The following is a 15,388-nucleotide window of genomic DNA, read 5'->3' on the forward strand; positions in this document are numbered from 1 at the left end:
CCGTGGAGCGTCAGGGCTGGCACCGAAATGATCTTCGCCGCTACTTGCCGGCGGGCGAGTTCGTGGCTGGAGATGCTCCAGCTGTTTGGCCGTCGTCAGCTGCCGCCTCATGTACGGGCTCCAGGGCGGCCTCAGTTGCTGCCAAGTGGGCCGCAAGGTCCCTATAGACCTTGTCCCTGCCGCCATCGTGTTTAGCGATCAGGCCAAGTAGGTCATGACGGCTTAGCTTTGCAATCTTCATTAGGAATTCGAATTCGTGCTTCGGAATCGAGGCTGCTAAGCGATCGAGTTTGGCCCGCCGGGTCTCTTTGGACACATGTGCTCCTATGTATCCAGCCATGCGAGGCACGTGTTCGGAGGCCCGCCATTGTCTTGATGGCGGGCCTTCGGGCGGCCGAAGCCGCTAGGTCCATCGGCTACTTGTTGCAATTTTGCACGGTCGAGGTCGTTGCGCCACTTGCAGTGTTGTTATCGATGTCATTGCCTGCGGCGTCCTTGCAACGGTCGGTCATGCCGTTCGATTTTGTAGTCGAGTTTGTGGAATTCGGATCGGTTGGCACGGCCGCATTCCCGCTGCCAGTGCCATTGCCAGCGGCGCCGCCGCTGCCAACAGTTCCAGTACCAGTTCCATTACCCATGCCAGCCGTGCCGCCAGCACCCGTTCCATTTGTCTGCGCCAAGGCGGAACCGGCCAAGGCAATAGTTAGCACCGACGCGGCTAGAATTTTCTTCAACATTGGAGTCTCCGTGTTTGAATCGCCGAATTGCGATCGCTTTCCCAACGACAGGTTTTTCTCATTGTTCCCGGCGTAATGGATTGTGATCCGCAGCAGCCTTCGTCGAGGTGGATACTCTTGCCGGCGCACGAATTGTGATGAGACCTGACAAGGCAGGATGGGCTTTGTTCAACACCAAAGCGATATGTTGGGCGCGGCTGCATGCATCCGACGCGGATCGCGATGCGGAATGTGGGCAAGACGGGTTACAACAGAAGCGGCGATCAGAGCTGAGACCGAACCGGCCGCCTTGATGTTAATCTGACGGTTGAATCTCAAGAACATTTCGACGCAGGAGCAGAAGGCATGCCGGCTCGACCCGAAGGATTTACAATCGCTCTGGCTCACAACGGGGATGCACGAACGCAGGCGGCCGCTGCGCTCTATCGACACAACATCGAACAAACCGGAATCCATGACCGGGCAGTGATCGGCGCGGAGCTTACCGACCCCTCGGGAAAGATCTGGGGTGGAATTTGGGGCAGAACGGAACTGGGGCTCCTGTTTCTCGACATGTTCTTCTTGCCTGAAAAATTGCGTGGCCGATCCTATGGATCACAGCTTCTTATGGCGATTGAGGAGGAAGCCATTAGGCGCGGATGCAAGAGAGCCGTCGTCGAGACGAGCAGTTTCCAGGCGCCTCAATTCTACCGGCTTCATGGGTTTGAGGAATTCGGCAAAGTCGAATTCGTTATTCCAGGACATGCCCACATCTTCCTTCGCAAGAACCTGCAGTAATCTTTGCGGAGGCGCCATCTGCACGAACGGCTGTTCGCCGGCAAAATGCCGGCGCCTTAGCCCTCCCGAGCCGTAGCCATCTACTCCCGAAGGTCCTTTTGCCCTTTCCATCCAGGAAGCTCGGTCATCGGGCATAGCAGCCGCGGTCGCGCCGGATCGGAGATATCGAGTTTATCCCAGGGAATGCGGTACAGGCCGTCGCGGCGGCGCAGCCGAAAGAGGTCGAGCATCGCGATGCCGATGGTCGAGGCCGACAGACGCTCGAACGCGGCGTAGATGCCAACGTGGAATTCAGTAACGACGAGCTCGTCGCCACGCTGTTCGGCGAGAATCTCTTCGATGTGACCGATGCTCTTTCCGCGCTGCGAGAGCACGCGTCGCCCGGCAAGATGTTCGAGGTTGACTGTCCTCATCATCACGCTCCTGGGATGCGCCCGATGACATGATCGCGCAACCAGTCCTGCCAGGCGAAAATCGACGTCTCGCCCACCTCGATGTCACATTCGATGTCGAGCCCGTTGTCCTGCACCTTTTTCCACGCAATCCTGTGTGGCACGGCGTGGCGTTTGCCACCCACCCTCGTCGCCAGTTGCGCCATCCATTCGCCGGGCCGCGCGCCAAGGCGGCGCGCCAAAGTGATGGAGCCGAGTTCTATCGCGACAATCCTTGGTGGTTTGCCCCGCCGCAACTCGGCCACCACTCCGTCGACCTTGCCGATCTTGACCCGCCGGCGGTCGAACACCTGCTTGTCCAGGAGATCACGCATCAATTCCATCATGTGCCTCCGAATATCTGCAGCGGAATCGTCACCACGGCGAGCACGAAGGCAAGCGCGATAATGAAGACAACGGCGGCATTCAAAATGATGCCGTTGCGATGTTCGCCGACATAGCGTTCGTCATTCAGCAGGAAGAGAAATGGAACTACCGTCAGCGGAAGGCTCGCCGCCGTTACCGCCATGGAAAAGATGGTCAGCCTCAGTGGGTCGAGGCCAAGCATGATCGGAATGGCGGCCAAAAACAATGATGCCGTATAGACGGCACTGAAGCCCGGATCATCGCGCGGCTTGCGATCCTCACCCCACGTCCAGCCAAAGCCCTGTGCCACCAGATATGCCTGTTGCAACCCGACTTCGAGTGCGGCGCCGAAACAGGCAATGGCGAGCGAGGCAACGAATAGAACGAACCCCCAGAAGCCGAATATAGGGATCAGCATCAACGGCAGTTGGTGATAGTCGTCCACCTGGTCGATGCCGCGCGTCGCGAGAACGAGAGCAGCGACGATCAACACGCCGATCGAAATGGTCCCACCGAAGGTCATGCCCAGCCCGGCGATGGCACGATTGGCCCCAAGGTGGCTTTCATCCCATTTGTCCTCGATAGCTCCCGAGGAATAGAACATGAAAAGATAAGGCGATATCGACGCGCCGAGAATGCTGGCCGCCATGAACCAGTAATTGATGGCATCGTGAGCCGGCAGCGAAGGCACGGCGCTGCCAGCGACCGCTGTCCAGTCGGGCTTTAACATCACCGCACCAACCACGAAGCACAGCGTCACGAGGCCGAGGACCGAAACGCCTTTCTCGATAAAGCCAAACGTGCCTTTCCACAGCAGCAGCCATGCCAGCAACGCCACCGGCAGTGCCCACCACTGGAAGCCTATGCCGGTGGCAAGTTCGAGTGCGATGGCCACACCGCCGATCTCAGCGGACAGCACCATGAAATTGACGAGAAGGACGACGAGCAACGGCCATAGGAAGACGTTGAACCCAAATCTTTCACGAATGCCCTCTGAGATCGTGTGATGGCTCATCGCGGCGAACCGACCGGCCATTTCAACCAAAAAGATGATGCATATGGTGCCGAGAACTATGGCCCAGATCAGCTGGAATCCGAAGGCGGCACCCGCCTGCGCCGCCGTAGCCATCGACCCGACTTCGAGGAAACCTCCGACACTGGTGACGACGCCAAGCGATATTTCCAGAAGCTTCTTCACGGCTTTGGTCCGAAAGCGCTGGTGTAAGCGGCGGCGAGCGAGCGCATGGCCGCCCGAAGATCCTGTTGTGCGCTTTTCACCTCAGTGCGATTGTTCACCCGCAATCCCGCCTCGGCATGCGCCACCGCAACCGACAAACTGTTGACTGCTGCCGTCAGTCCTGCTCGCCCGGCTGGTTCAGCGGTCTCGGCCGATCGAATTTCCGCCTCGACATCGGCCAGCGTTTTTCCGACCGAGTGCAGTGCGGCCGTGGCATAGGCGGACGGTGCCGCTCCCTCCCCCCAGGCATCCAGCACCATCGATACGGTCTGTGCCGCGGAGGCCGCGCTTCGTGATTGCTGCGCCACCTGATTGGAAGACGAGCATCCGGCCAACCCGGCTAGAATCAGCAGCAAGCACAGGCAGCCAACCGGAAAATGACGGTCGTTATGGGGTACAGCGCGCGTTGTATGCACCACGCGGATTTCCTCCCCGGCCCGAACCAACTGCGTCCGGCATCAATGATCTAGAGCCCTCGGAGAGCTCGTCAACGAAACCGACGACGAGCCTGTGAGGTCGGCTAGTCAACGTAACAAAACGCTCATCCCGGACAGCCGTGAAAGAGGGAGGCCCGCGCTTCTCTTTGGCGCGGAGAAGCGCGGGAGATCGGGCTGAGGGGATGACCCGATCGCGCAGCATCAACATGGGAGGGCAACAACGCTGCACGGTTCGAACTTCCAACCGAGCCACTTGTTCCAACTTCAACTGATTAGGCTCATTGCCGTTCTGAGTACTCAATCCATGCGTTTGGGGGCCTTTTGAAGGTAGGCCATCGCGAGTTCTCATGGCGAAGAACGGCTTTTGCCCCAACGCTCATCCATGAATGCGCGCAAGGACCGCGACGACGACCGTCGCCTGACCGTCATGACAGCGCACGATCAATCCAGCCCAAACGCCGCGGAACAATTGTGCCCGCTCGTGGTTCCGATGGCACGAAGATGGAGGATATGATGACGGACGCCAAACTCGCTGTGGTGACCGGCGCCTCGAGTGGCATCGGAAGGGAACTCGCAAAGCTGTGCGCTAAAGACGGTTACGACCTGATCATCGCCGCCGACGAGCCGGCCATCCGGCAGGCGGCAGAGGCACTTGAGACCCACAATGTAACGGTCGAAGCCATTGAGGCCGACCTGGCGACCGTCGAGGGCGCCGATCGGTTGATCTCCCAGATCGGCGATCGCGATATCGACCTGTTGTTTCTCAATGCGGGACGCGGGCTCGGCAACGGCTTCGTCGACCAGGACTGGCGAAAAGTCCGCCGGATCATCGACACCAATGTCACCGGAACGGTCTATCTGGCGCATGAGCTCGGCGCCAAGATGGCCCGGCGAGGCCGCGGGCGCATCCTGTTCACCGGATCGATCGCCGGCTTCATGCCCGGCACATTCCAGGCCGTCTACAACGGCACGAAGGCGTTCATCGATTCCTTCTCGATCGCGCTCCGCCATGAGCTGAAAGATAGCGGCGTGACGGTCACCGTGCTGATGCCTGGCCCTACGCAGACGCGATTCTTCGAGCGCGCTGAAATGATGGATACCAAGGTCGGCACCGATGAAAAGGACAATCCGGCCGATGTCGCCAAGACGGGTTACGAGGCGATGATGGCCGGTGATGAACAGGTCGTCAGCGGTTGGAAAAACAAGCTGCAGGTTGCCGCCGCGCATGTCACGCCGGCAGGCACCTTGGCCGAACAGCACCGTAGGATGGCCGAGCCGGGGTCGGCGTCCAGCGACTGAGCTGATATTTCGCGTCATCAAACGGGCTGGCATTCGCAGAGACGGCATGTGCTGCGCGAGGCAAATCTATTGCTGCCGCAAGGGCGGCACAATCTCGGGCCCGGCGTCTATGTTGGCCTGGTCGATCATATCCCGTTTGGCGCGGCGATGAATAAGGGGCCGACTTTCCGGATGGGCCAGACGCACACGCAACGCTCCTCGAACCTCTTTTGGCCATGGTCCAGAACGGCGAAATCGATCCCTCCCTTGTGATTACCCACCGGGCCGATCTGGAAACAGGGCCTCTACAAGACGTTCCGCGACAAGCAGGATGGTTGTGTCAAAGTGGTGATGCGGCCTCACGGCTGAGACGGGCAAGGCGACCGACACTTCACTGCAATCATAAGGGAACATTCGCGTCGGCGGCCGGTTAGGTGGCACTTCCGTAACGATCACCTGCCGTCAAAGCGAGCCCATGATGAACCACGATCAGCATGATGATGTACCAGACGCAGCGCGTAGACTTGTGGTTGGAAGCATAGCGGGAAGAATTGTCGCCGCTTATGCTTCCACGGCGTCAGCCGATACGGGAACAGTGCCTGCTAAAGCGGGCCCTGCTAGCCCGATGCTCAAACAGAATCCGGCGACGCAATATCCCCAGCCGCCGTTCAAGCCACAGGAACAGAAGTGGCCGGGTTTGACCAACAAGATGGTGCCGCGCCCGGATCACGGCGAGACAACCTACAAGGGGTCAGGCAGGCTTGCCGGTCGCAAAGCGCTGATAACCGGCGGCGATTCCGGAATCGGTCGTGCGGCGGCGATTGCATTCGCGCGCGAGGGTGCGGACGTTGCTTTCGGCTACCTCCCCGAAGAACAGGAAGACGCCGACGAACTGGTGGACCTAATAAAAGCGGCAGGTCAAAAGGCTTGCCGGCGATATCCGCAATTAGGCCTTTTGCAGAAAGCTGGTCGATGAAGCAGCAACGCCCCTCGGCGGTCTCGACATCCTGGTCAGCAACGCTGCTCGCCTCACTCGAGTCAACGGTCCTCAAAAAGGGCCGCCAGGCCCACCGCTCCTTAGGCGTGGTGGGCTTTCAGACTGTCTACAGGAGGAACCAATGGCTGGCGATGAAATAGAAAGAAGGCGACTGCAGATGTTGATCGAACAATATCTGGAGACCCGTAAGCGACGGCACGATTTCGTGTCGATCGCGAATGCCGAACTCGCGATCAAGGCAATCATGCCGCATTGCCCGGTGTCAAGCGCAGCGTTGGCAGAGATGATAGCCGCTGGCGCCGTCACTTACGGCCTTGGCGTCCTATTCGACGCGAGGCAAACCGAGGGCGAACTGCCCGTCGTTTGATAGGCTCATCGCCTGACCAATCGTCGCGCCGTGGCGAAGTTTCGCCCAGCGCTGGAGTACGCCAGACCGGGAGCATGCCAATCGTGCCGGCCGGATCGCAGGCACTTGCCGGCGACGCCGTCTCGGGCCTGGACCCGAATGTCGTCGCATATCTGATGAAAAACCAGTGTCTTTGTGCAGTTACCGGGCTTCTCGTTGGGTTGGCACCGTTCCGCTGTCCTGGTGTCTTGCCAAAGCTGTCGGTTGAACACCGAGCATATTTCGCACGGCCTCGACCAGCGCGGCAGCCCACACGGGTTTTGACAGCATCTTGTGATGACGCAAATCCTGCGGAATGTCGGATGTTGTGTACCCACTGACGAAAACAAACGGAATTCCGCGTTGCGCTAGAAGAGGGACAAGGGCAGCGCTGGTCTCGCCGCCGAGACCAATGTCCAGGACCGCGGCAGATATGACTTCACTCTCGATCAGCTTTTTCGCGCGAGCAACGGACGGCACTGGCCCGGCGATGGCGAAGCCGGCCTCTTCCAGAATTGCGCGGTGCTCCTCCGCGACCAGCCATTCATCTTCGACGATAAGGATACGAGATGCAGTCACGTTTCGCTCTCCCGATGATCAAACGGAAACTCAATCCGCAAGCTCAAACCATCGGAACCGAAAGATGTTTCAAAATTTCCGCCAAGCCGATACTCAATTTCGCCTTTCACCAGCGAAAGACCAAATCCCGTCTTCTCAGGCGGAATGACAGCGGGACCGCCGCTTTCTAACCATTCGAGCTGAAAACCGTGATCCGACGCCGACCAAGTCACGGACACCACGCCGTTTGGCACGGACAAGGCGCCATATTTTCCAGCATTCGTGGCAAGTTCATGGATCACCATGCCAAGCGACAGGCCCTGCTGAGGCTTGAGCCGAATGTCCTCGCCTGTGGTGTTGATGCGTTCCAGCCCGAACGGCTCGACTTCCTGCCGCACGATTTCCTCTACCGAGACCTCTTTCCAGCTTTCACGCGAGAGCACTCCGTAGGCCCGGGCCATGGCGCGCAGGCGACCGATGAGCGCTTCGGCGAAAGCCTCCGAAGAGGGAGCATTTTTCAGGGTCTGACTGGCAATGCTGACCGTAACAGCCAGCATGTTCTTGACCCGATGGTTGAGTTCCGAGATCAATACCCGCTGGTGGGCTTCGGCTTCAGCCATGGTCGTCACATCGACAAAGGTCACCACCACGCCCTGGATTTTCCGCGCGCTGTCGCGGTAGGGGATCAGCCGCACGAGATAGTGGATGCCGTTGCTATCGCGCGGCAGCTGGTGCTCGATCATCTCGCCGGCCCTGAAAACCTGGGCAATATGGTCGCGCAGGTGCGGATAATCGAGCCGGCTGGCAAGATCGGTCAGCGGTCTTCCGATGTCGGTCGGCAGCAGGTTGAAGAACGAAGACGCCGCCGGCGTGAAGCTGCGGATAACCAGCTTGGTATCGAGAAAAACAGTCGCGATCTGTGTGCTCTCGAACAGGTTCTTCAGATCGCTGTTGGCACGATCGAGATCCTCGATCTTGGAAACCAGTTCGGCATTGATGGTGTTCAATTCCTCATTGAGGGACTGCATTTCTTCCTTGGAGGCCTCGAGCTCCTCATTGGAGGACTGGGCTTCTTCGTTGACCGAGACGAGTTCCTCATTGGAAGATTTCAACTCCTCCAACGCGGTCTCATATTCTTCGATCGTCGATTGCAGGCGCTCGCGCGTATCGCGGAGCTCGCGTTCGAAATCAGCAATCCCAGATGCCACCGGCTGTCGAACCTTTAGAGCCTCCAGCCGCGGCTGCGGCTGGCCCACCGGCTCGAACAGGACGAGAAACAGCGGCTCGCCGCTGCCGCGATCAGTCAAGGGCTCGATCGTCAATGTGACGAATTGGACACGATCTTCATCTTCTTCAATGGCTATCGCTTCGCGCACAACCGTGCGCCGGCCCTCGGCGGCTTCCCGCAAAGCGCCGCGCAATTCCAGACGCAGGCCGCTGCGTGCCATTGTGAGCAATTGTCTGCTCGGCACCCCTTGCGGCGGCTCGAGATATTTGCCGGTTCGGACCGAGTAATAGACGACATCGCCATCACCATTGACGACGACGTGAGCCGGAGCGAAGCGTTCGAGAACCTGCGCTTCAACGGTTTGCCTTAGGGAATAAGACAAGCCGCGGCGGGCATGTGTGTCATTGGCGCTGGAAAAGTTGGTTGCAGGCGCAGCATTCAACAAGATCGGCAGCCGCGGCGGCGCCGAATGTTCTCGTGCCTTGAAGATCCGTTGTTTCTTGTCGACCGGTGCGAACAGGTCGGCATGCTGGCTTATGCTTTCGGAGGTGCCAAGGAACAGATAGCCACCGGGCTTCAGCGAATAGTGGAAGGTCGGAATAACCTGCTTTTGCACATCGGGGCCGAAATAGATCAGGAGGTTCCGGCACGACACCATGTCCATGCGCGAGAAGGGTGGATCGCGGATGACGCTGTGCGCCGAGAAGATGCAGAGATCACGTACGCTCTTGCTCAAGATGAAACTTGTGCCGTCATTGCTGAAGAAGCGTTCGCGACGTCCAGGCGAAACGCCCGCAAGCAATGACTCCGGATAGCGCGCCGAACGTGCGATGCCCAGCGCCGCGTCATCGATGTCCGTGGCGAAAATCTGGATGCGCGGCACAGCCGAAAGTGTATCCATATGCTCGCGCATCAGCATTCCGATCGAGAAGACTTCCTCGCCGGTTGCGCAGCCGGGCACCCAGACGCGGATCGTATCGTTGGCGTCCTTGCCTTCGAAAAGTTTGGGGATGACGGTTTCTTCCAGGGTCTTGAAAGCGTCCGTGTCGCGGAAGAAATTTGTGACGTTGATCAGCAGGTCGCGAAACAGCGACCGCACTTCCTCCGCATTTGAACGAAGCAACTCTATATAGGCATCGATCGCCGTGTTCTGTGTTATTTGCATGCGTCGCCTGACGCGACGCAAGAACGTCTTGGCCTTGTAGCCCGAGAAATCATGTCCCGAATGGCTGCGCAGGATCGCGTAGATTTCCTCCTGGCCCTTGCGGAGTTTCAAAGCACTGGCCTTGCCATCGTCAGCTTCAAGCTCGTCGAGCAGTTCAAAGCTATGGGCAAATTCCATGAGTTTCGCACCCATCTCATCGGCCGGGATGGCGATATCGATCAGACCGGAACTGATCGCGCTGCGCGGCATGTCGGGATTGCTCGGACCCGACTCGTCGGAGAGTTGCGCCAGCGTCAGGCCGCCATGCTCCTTGATTGCCTTGATGCCCAACGTACCGTCGGAATCGCCGCCCGACAGGACAACGCCGACGGCGTATTCGCCCTGATCCTCGGCCAGCGCGCTGAAAAAGATATCGATGGGCTTGCGCTCCCTGGACACGGAATTCGGTTGGCGCAGCTTTAGGCTGGAATTTTCGATGGTGAGGATCGCGTTGTGCGGCATCACGTAGACGGTGTCAGGATGGATATCCATTGCATCTTCAGCGACACGAACCGGAATTCCGGTGTAAAGCGCAATCACTTCGTGCAGCAGACTTTCCCGTTCCGGGCTGAGATGCGTGACGATCACGAACGCCATACCGCTCGAAGACGGCATCCCGCGAAAAAATCCCTCCATGGCGGCAATGCCGCCCGCAGAGGCGCCAATACCGACTATGGGGAACCTCGGCAGCTTTTGCATCAATTGTCCTGCTTCAGTGAAATGCAACGCGGCAGCGCTGATTTCGATCCAATGTGTAAACCGTTCCTGGTCGAATTCCCATCCCGCACCGCCGATAGCCACGGAACCGATGGACGCGACCGCCGTTTAAAGCCCGGAGGGCTGCTATGTTATTAGGCATGCGAATTCTGCTCGTCGAGGACGAATTCTTGCTGGCAAGCGAACTTGCCTCTTATTTCAGCGATTGTGGGGCGACCGTTTTGGGGCCGGTGTCGTCAGTCAGCCGGGCTCGACGATATATCGATTCAGCGGACGGGGCGGTGCTGGACATCGATCTTAACGGTGAGACTGTTTTTCCCCTCGCCGATGAGCTGACGGACAGAGGCATCCCGTTCGTATTCTTCTCCGGAAACGATCAGATCACCCTACCGGAGCGGTTCCGGTACACCCAAAACCTCTCCAAGCCGGCCGGTTTCAGGACGGTTGCCGGGATCCTCGCCGCGCAATCAACAGCGCTTGGTGAAGACAATGTTTTCCGCGCTCTTCCAAAACTGAGGCTGTCCGCGCGGCTGCTGCTGGGCGACCCACAGGCGGCCGATCGCCTCGTCGAACGGACATTGAAGGCGGCGCTGGAGGAGCGGTTGTCGACGCGGCATGACCTTCCCTTGAGCGAATGGCTCAATACACTCATGGAGGAGGTGCTCCGCAACGACAGGTCTGGCATCATGAATTGAGATTGTCCGATAGTTTGCCGCAGGCCGCCCTGTCGACCGCCCCCGCTACGGTACCCCTCCCCAAGAGCGCTTCGCTTCGTCTTGCAAATACGGCCGCATTCCTGCTAGAAATCCTCGTGGCCAAACCTCCGCAAACCAAACCTGACTCATTCCGCGATCCTGTTGAGGGCGACGCACTCGCAGCGCTGCTCGACGAAATCGCGGAAGAGGAAACACCTGAACGGCTGTTGAAGCTCGCCCTTGAGCTGCAGCAGCAACTGCTGTTGTCAAAGCAGCTGAAAAATCCCAACTGAACGGCCTGCAGCTAGGCATCTTGATGTGCCTCGAGTTCCACGATGGCGTCATCGCCTCGTTCGCCAGACCGATGCTGCTGCGGTAATCTTTCTGCGCTCGATGTGGGCGAAACCCCAGTCTCAATAGCTCAGCGGTTCCTGCGCCCAGAAGGCCCTGATCCCATCATGACGCCGATGAGACGACCAGGAAGATCAGGGCCAACTTGGGTCGCAGCCCAAGGTCGATCACTGCTGCCCTGGCATCTCGGTATTTTCTTGCGGGTTCTTTTTAACGCCGGGCGCGGGTGATGTCTCGGCGGGGGCATTGCCGCCTTGGTTCTGTTCCTGGGTGCGCTTTACTGGCGATGTCTGCCACGATCCGTCTGAAAGGGGTATGAACACAAAGAAGGCTAGCAGTGCGACGAAGATCACAGCCGCAATGACGACGCCCCACCCGAGTACATTTCGGGTGCCACGCTGTTCTTCCTTCCGGGACACGTGCTCCGTCATCACTGGACTCCTTTGTGTCATTCGATGAAGTACAAATTTATCGTGCAGATCGACCGCACGGTCTGCTCTTCCCCGGCGCCGGCCACCGGCACAGCTGAAGAAAGCTGAAGCTAATCTTCTCCAGCTTTTCGGCTGCCTGGTTTGGCGACCCGCTTTGGCGTTTCCGGCACTGCCGGTTTCTGCTCGGGTGCAGGCGGATTGACCGCCTCATGCGCCAAACGGGCTTTGCGCAATCGCGCCGTTTTCTCTTCCCGCGCTTTACGCTCGGCTTCCATTACTCCTTGTGCGTAGAGGGTGGCTCGTGCGTCCACTGGCCGCCATAGTCAGCCCTCCGCCTTGTAATTTCTTGCTTCCTTCTTGGCGCCGTCTTTGCCGTGCTCGGCTGCAAGCTCTTTGGCCTGCCCGGGTGACACGTCGGTGGCTTCGGCCAACTTGATTGCCTCTTTTTCAGAGAGATCACTGTCCTTTCGCGTGGGGTTCCTTGTCATCGCAGATCTCCTATCAGAGCCCAAACGACCGGACCGGCGGTGTGTTCCCTGGAGCCTTCGATAGTCCACCGATTGAGGCGGGCTATCGCGCTTCCGTCAATGAGCGAAAAGTTTCTGATGCGGGCTGACAAGGTACATGATCAGCTTCAAGGCCTTTCGAATTGCTCCGGCCAGCCGGGTTATGGCCGGGCTATGACCGTGTGGGAACGGGTGACACACGGACGGATTCAGGCATCGATGCCAGGCGCTAGTTCTCGCCCGCGAGCGTGGCGAGAAATGACCGCCGCCATTCTGCTGCGTCATTGCGCGTGATGCGCTTGAGCAGTGCACTATGCCTTGCAATTCTTTCGTCAAGCGGCATCGCGAGCGCTTTTGCGATCGCATCGGCAACCTCGTCGACCGCATACGGGTTCACGATCAAGGATTCGGCAAGTTCTTCGGCCGCACCTGCAAAGCGCGACAACACCAGCACTCCGGGATCGGCTTCGTCCTGCGCGGCTATGTATTCCTTGGCGACGAGGTTCATTCCGTCACGCAGGGGCGTGACCAATCCGACCTGGCTAGCGCGCAACAGGCCAGCAAGCCGAGAGCGTGATACGGCACGGTGGATGTAGCGGATCGGGGTCCAAGCCAAATCCGCGTATCTTCCGTTGACCGCGCCGGCGGTTGCCTCAAGCTGGGCCCGGATGTCGGCATAGGCGCTGACCTCCTCGCGCGTCGGCGACGCAATCTGCAAATAGGTTGCCGCTCGCTCGTGTTCCGGATGCCTTTCCAAAAGACGCGCGAAAGCCTGCATGCGGCCGGGGAGACCCTTGGAGTAGTCCAGCCGATCGACGCCGATGATTTGCTTGAGGCCCAGAATCTGGCGGCGCATGGAATCGATCTGCACATCCTCCGCCGCCTCATTGGCCATGCGTGCGATTGAATCGACGTCGATGCCTATCGGAAAACACCTCGACAACACCGTGCGGCCGTTCATCTCAGCCGAACCATTGATATCAAAAGTAATGGAGTTGGCCGCCTGCACTGAGCGCCGGAAATTCCCCACGTCCGTTTCGGTCTGGAACCCCACGACGTCATATTGAAGCAGGTCATCGATGAGTTCTTCATGGTCGGGCGTGGCTACAAACAGGTCAGGCGGCGGGAACGGTATGTGAAGAAAGAAACCGATCCGATTCCGGACTCCCAGCCGCCGCAACTGGGCGGCCAAGGGGATAAGGTGGTAGTCGTGAACCCACACCAGGTCGTCGTTGCCCGACAGCAGTCCTGCGAGCGCCTTCGCGAACCGCGCATTGATCTGCCGGTAGGCGTGTAGAAACTCTGCCCGGTGGTTCACCAGGTCGAGTCGGTAATGAAAAAGTGGCCACAGCGTGCTGTTGGCATAGCCATTGTAATAGAGCGAATACTCCTCATAGGGCAGGGTAAGCGCAGCCGTCTCGATCTTTCCCACCCGTTCCAAGCGGATCAGCGGTTCGTCGCTCGCGGCGTAGTCCTGATACTCGGCGCTTGCTCCTAGCCACAGGCCTCCACGCTCGGCCAACGCATCCCCGATGCCTACAGCAAGTCCGCCGGCTTGCGACAGATCGCGAATGTTCCCCAGCCTGTTCGAGACGACAACCAGACGACGCGGGATGGCGCGATCGCCAGTTAGCTTAGCCTCCCCACCTAAAGCGTCGCGCTCAAGGGGATCACCAACCGTTTGCGAGGCCTCGTTGAAAATTTCATCCGGTCGCTGCAACAAGAGCAAATCCTGAGCGTGAAGATCGCTTGGGGAACGGTCCGCGCGTGCGATTGTTCCCGACGTAAGTGTCCAGCCGGACTCGCTGGATCACATTCTCGGCCCGCTCGGCGCCTTTTTCAGCGGCTCTCGCAGGATCGTCGTCGGACGCACCGGTGATGAGACCCCGATCCAGCACGCCGAGCAGCCGCTTTGGCGACGGCCGGACTTACCGCTTTGGTATTCATGCTGCCGGATCCCCTGCCCTGTCATATCAACTCCCCACCTTGGCAAAAGCCCCAACTGACCAAACCGTCAGTCCACCTCGATTACCTTGCGCGTCGGCTTTCGTTGGCGGGGCGGCTGCTTTGCGGCTACGGGCGCGGGCGGGGTCTGCGCTATCGATGCCTCCAACAACTGTCGCTGTTCTCTAAGCCGCGCCGTCTTGGCTTCCCTGGCATGCCGCTCCGCTTCCAACAGCAACTTGGCTTCTCGATCCGCCCTCTCGATCTTTTCCCTGTCGATGCGTCGTGTTTTCAAGGTCGCCTCCTTTGGGCAGACGGCGAACAAAGTGCGGACCTGAAAAAATGTTCCCAACAAATTAAGGCCTGATCTGCCTCAAATGATATTGACGAGCAGCCCGCCGGTTGCGCGCATCTGCGGCCCTGTGACGTCCAAAGGAACTGCTTGCCGTCTGCGGCGTTACGCCACCACGCTGGCCGGAAGATTACCATGGACGACAAACCGCGAACGACGATCAGAAAACCGGCCCGGATTGATCGAGGGCATTGCTTTTGCGGAGCCATCACAGCTGAATTCAGTGGCGATCCCTTTTGGATTTGTTTCGACCACGACGATGACTGCCGACGAGCGATCGGCAGCCCACTGACGATCTGGATTGGCTATCGTCCAGATCAGGTCCATTGGCTCGGCCCAAAACCAAAAACATTCTCGAAAACCAGGGGCGTCGTGCGCTCCTTCTGTTCGGAATGTGGCACCTCGATTGGGTACACCGATGAAGGCTTGCCAAACGAGTTCTACATCTCGATCGGATTCATGGACGCGCCCGAGAAGTTCCATCCCCAAGCTCAAGCCTATTGGGAAATGCGGCTGCCGTTTATCAGGATGGATGACGGTTTGCCTCGCGTCGAGGGCTACACCCGGGCGCGCGACCCCACCCAGGGCAATCCCAGAGACCGGTGAGGCAGGAGGCTGGATCCGGGCGTCAGCGCCAGGGCTGGCGGATCCTGAACGGCGGCCGAACCATTGGAATGAGAGAAATGTCCAAACGGACAAATGCCCGAAACCAATTTCACCGGGGTGGGTTGAAGATGGACATGCGGGACTTGTTTTC

The 15,388-nt window shown here is 58.9% G+C and carries 17 protein-coding genes and 2 pseudogenes; 8 read left to right on the forward strand and 11 right to left on the reverse strand.

Annotated elements, in window-relative coordinates:
- Positions 1–416 precede the first annotated feature (416 nt).
- Positions 417–737, reverse strand: a complete 321-nt coding sequence (locus tag AC3EMP_RS26875; protein WP_352710797.1) for a hypothetical protein — start codon at positions 735–737, stop codon at positions 417–419.
- Between the two features lie 345 nt (positions 738–1,082).
- Between AC3EMP_RS26875 and AC3EMP_RS26880 the strand changes: the two genes are divergently transcribed.
- The gene (locus AC3EMP_RS26880) at positions 1,083–1,514 is read left to right on the forward strand and encodes a GNAT family N-acetyltransferase (RefSeq protein ID WP_352710795.1); all 432 of its coding nucleotides are present in this window, start codon (positions 1,083–1,085) and stop codon (positions 1,512–1,514) included.
- 80 nt (positions 1,515–1,594) lie between these two features.
- Here AC3EMP_RS26880 and AC3EMP_RS26885 read toward each other — a convergent pair whose 3' ends face one another.
- Genes AC3EMP_RS26885 through AC3EMP_RS26900 form a run of 4 tightly spaced genes read right to left on the reverse strand, consistent with a single transcriptional unit; the run spans position 1,595 to position 3,967 of the window.
- A complete protein-coding gene (locus AC3EMP_RS26885) occupies positions 1,595–1,927 on the reverse strand; it encodes a hypothetical protein (protein WP_023681169.1) in 333 nt (110 codons plus the stop codon).
- Between the two features lie 2 nt (positions 1,928–1,929).
- Positions 1,930–2,292: a hypothetical protein gene (locus AC3EMP_RS26890; RefSeq protein WP_245260609.1), complete on the reverse strand. Its 363-nt coding sequence runs from the start codon at positions 2,290–2,292 to the stop codon at positions 1,930–1,932.
- Positions 2,289–3,509, reverse strand: a complete 1,221-nt coding sequence (locus AC3EMP_RS26895) for an NRAMP family divalent metal transporter (protein WP_352710793.1) — start codon at positions 3,507–3,509, stop codon at positions 2,289–2,291. Before AC3EMP_RS26895 ends, AC3EMP_RS26890 begins: the two co-directional genes overlap by 4 nt.
- Complete coding sequence (locus AC3EMP_RS26900) at positions 3,506–3,967, reverse strand: hypothetical protein (RefSeq protein ID WP_245260111.1); 462 nt, start codon at positions 3,965–3,967, stop codon at positions 3,506–3,508. Before AC3EMP_RS26900 ends, AC3EMP_RS26895 begins: the two co-directional genes overlap by 4 nt.
- Positions 3,968–4,498: 531 nt before the next feature.
- Here AC3EMP_RS26900 and AC3EMP_RS26905 point away from each other — a divergent pair.
- The 4 genes and pseudogenes from AC3EMP_RS26905 to AC3EMP_RS26920 all read left to right on the forward strand — a co-directional run bounded on the left by AC3EMP_RS26905 (position 4,499) and on the right by AC3EMP_RS26920 (position 6,627).
- On the forward strand, positions 4,499–5,284 hold the full coding sequence (locus tag AC3EMP_RS26905) for an SDR family NAD(P)-dependent oxidoreductase (protein WP_031214605.1): 786 nt from the start codon (positions 4,499–4,501) through the stop codon (positions 5,282–5,284).
- 33 nt (positions 5,285–5,317) lie between these two features.
- Positions 5,318–5,632: pseudogene (locus tag AC3EMP_RS26910) on the forward strand (glutathione-dependent formaldehyde dehydrogenase); the annotation flags it as partial.
- A 256-nt stretch (positions 5,633–5,888) separates the two neighbouring features.
- Positions 5,889–6,291 (forward strand): annotated as a pseudogene (locus AC3EMP_RS26915) (SDR family NAD(P)-dependent oxidoreductase); the annotation flags it as partial.
- 90 nt (positions 6,292–6,381) lie between these two features.
- Positions 6,382–6,627: a hypothetical protein gene (locus tag AC3EMP_RS26920; protein WP_023668062.1), complete on the forward strand. Its 246-nt coding sequence runs from the start codon at positions 6,382–6,384 to the stop codon at positions 6,625–6,627.
- Positions 6,628–6,807: 180 nt separating this feature from the next.
- On the opposite strand, the gene AC3EMP_RS26925 is transcribed toward AC3EMP_RS26920, so the two are convergent.
- Together AC3EMP_RS26925 and AC3EMP_RS26930 are read right to left on the reverse strand one after the other, a co-directional pair.
- Positions 6,808–7,224 (reverse strand): response regulator, encoded by a 417-nt coding sequence (locus AC3EMP_RS26925; RefSeq protein WP_023668061.1) that lies wholly within the window; start codon positions 7,222–7,224, stop codon positions 6,808–6,810.
- Positions 7,221–10,334, reverse strand: coding sequence for a CheR family methyltransferase (locus AC3EMP_RS26930; RefSeq protein ID WP_352710966.1), 3,114 nt, complete (start codon positions 10,332–10,334; stop codon positions 7,221–7,223). The genes AC3EMP_RS26925 and AC3EMP_RS26930 overlap by 4 nt, the downstream gene beginning before the upstream one ends.
- Before the next feature lie 158 nt (positions 10,335–10,492).
- Here AC3EMP_RS26930 and AC3EMP_RS26935 point away from each other — a divergent pair, with 158 nt between their 5' ends.
- Positions 10,493–11,047 (forward strand): response regulator, encoded by a 555-nt coding sequence (locus AC3EMP_RS26935; RefSeq protein ID WP_050588792.1) that lies wholly within the window; start codon positions 10,493–10,495, stop codon positions 11,045–11,047.
- Positions 11,048–11,049: 2 nt separating this feature from the next.
- Complete coding sequence (locus AC3EMP_RS26940) at positions 11,050–11,340, forward strand: hypothetical protein (protein ID WP_031197822.1); 291 nt, start codon at positions 11,050–11,052, stop codon at positions 11,338–11,340.
- A 225-nt stretch (positions 11,341–11,565) separates the two neighbouring features.
- Here AC3EMP_RS26940 and AC3EMP_RS26945 read toward each other — a convergent pair whose 3' ends face one another.
- The 4 genes from AC3EMP_RS26945 to AC3EMP_RS26960 form a co-directional block, all read right to left on the reverse strand.
- The gene (locus tag AC3EMP_RS26945) at positions 11,566–11,829 is read right to left on the reverse strand and encodes a hypothetical protein (RefSeq protein ID WP_352710790.1); all 264 of its coding nucleotides are present in this window, start codon (positions 11,827–11,829) and stop codon (positions 11,566–11,568) included.
- 323 nt (positions 11,830–12,152) lie between these two features.
- Entirely contained in the window at positions 12,153–12,317 is a 165-nt protein-coding gene (locus AC3EMP_RS26950) for a hypothetical protein (protein ID WP_023817836.1), read from the reverse strand.
- Between the two features lie 247 nt (positions 12,318–12,564).
- Positions 12,565–14,058 (reverse strand): alpha,alpha-trehalose-phosphate synthase (UDP-forming), encoded by a 1,494-nt coding sequence (locus AC3EMP_RS26955; protein WP_352710787.1) that lies wholly within the window; start codon positions 14,056–14,058, stop codon positions 12,565–12,567.
- A 291-nt stretch (positions 14,059–14,349) separates the two neighbouring features.
- A complete protein-coding gene (locus AC3EMP_RS26960) occupies positions 14,350–14,574 on the reverse strand; it encodes a hypothetical protein (RefSeq protein WP_023668054.1) in 225 nt (74 codons plus the stop codon).
- Positions 14,575–14,766: 192 nt separating this feature from the next.
- Here AC3EMP_RS26960 and AC3EMP_RS26965 point away from each other — a divergent pair, with 192 nt between their 5' ends.
- On the forward strand, positions 14,767–15,237 hold the full coding sequence (locus AC3EMP_RS26965; RefSeq protein WP_023691407.1) for a GFA family protein: 471 nt from the start codon (positions 14,767–14,769) through the stop codon (positions 15,235–15,237).
- Positions 15,238–15,388: the final 151 nt, after the last annotated feature.

Source organism: Mesorhizobium sp. P160219 (genome assembly GCF_057786095.1).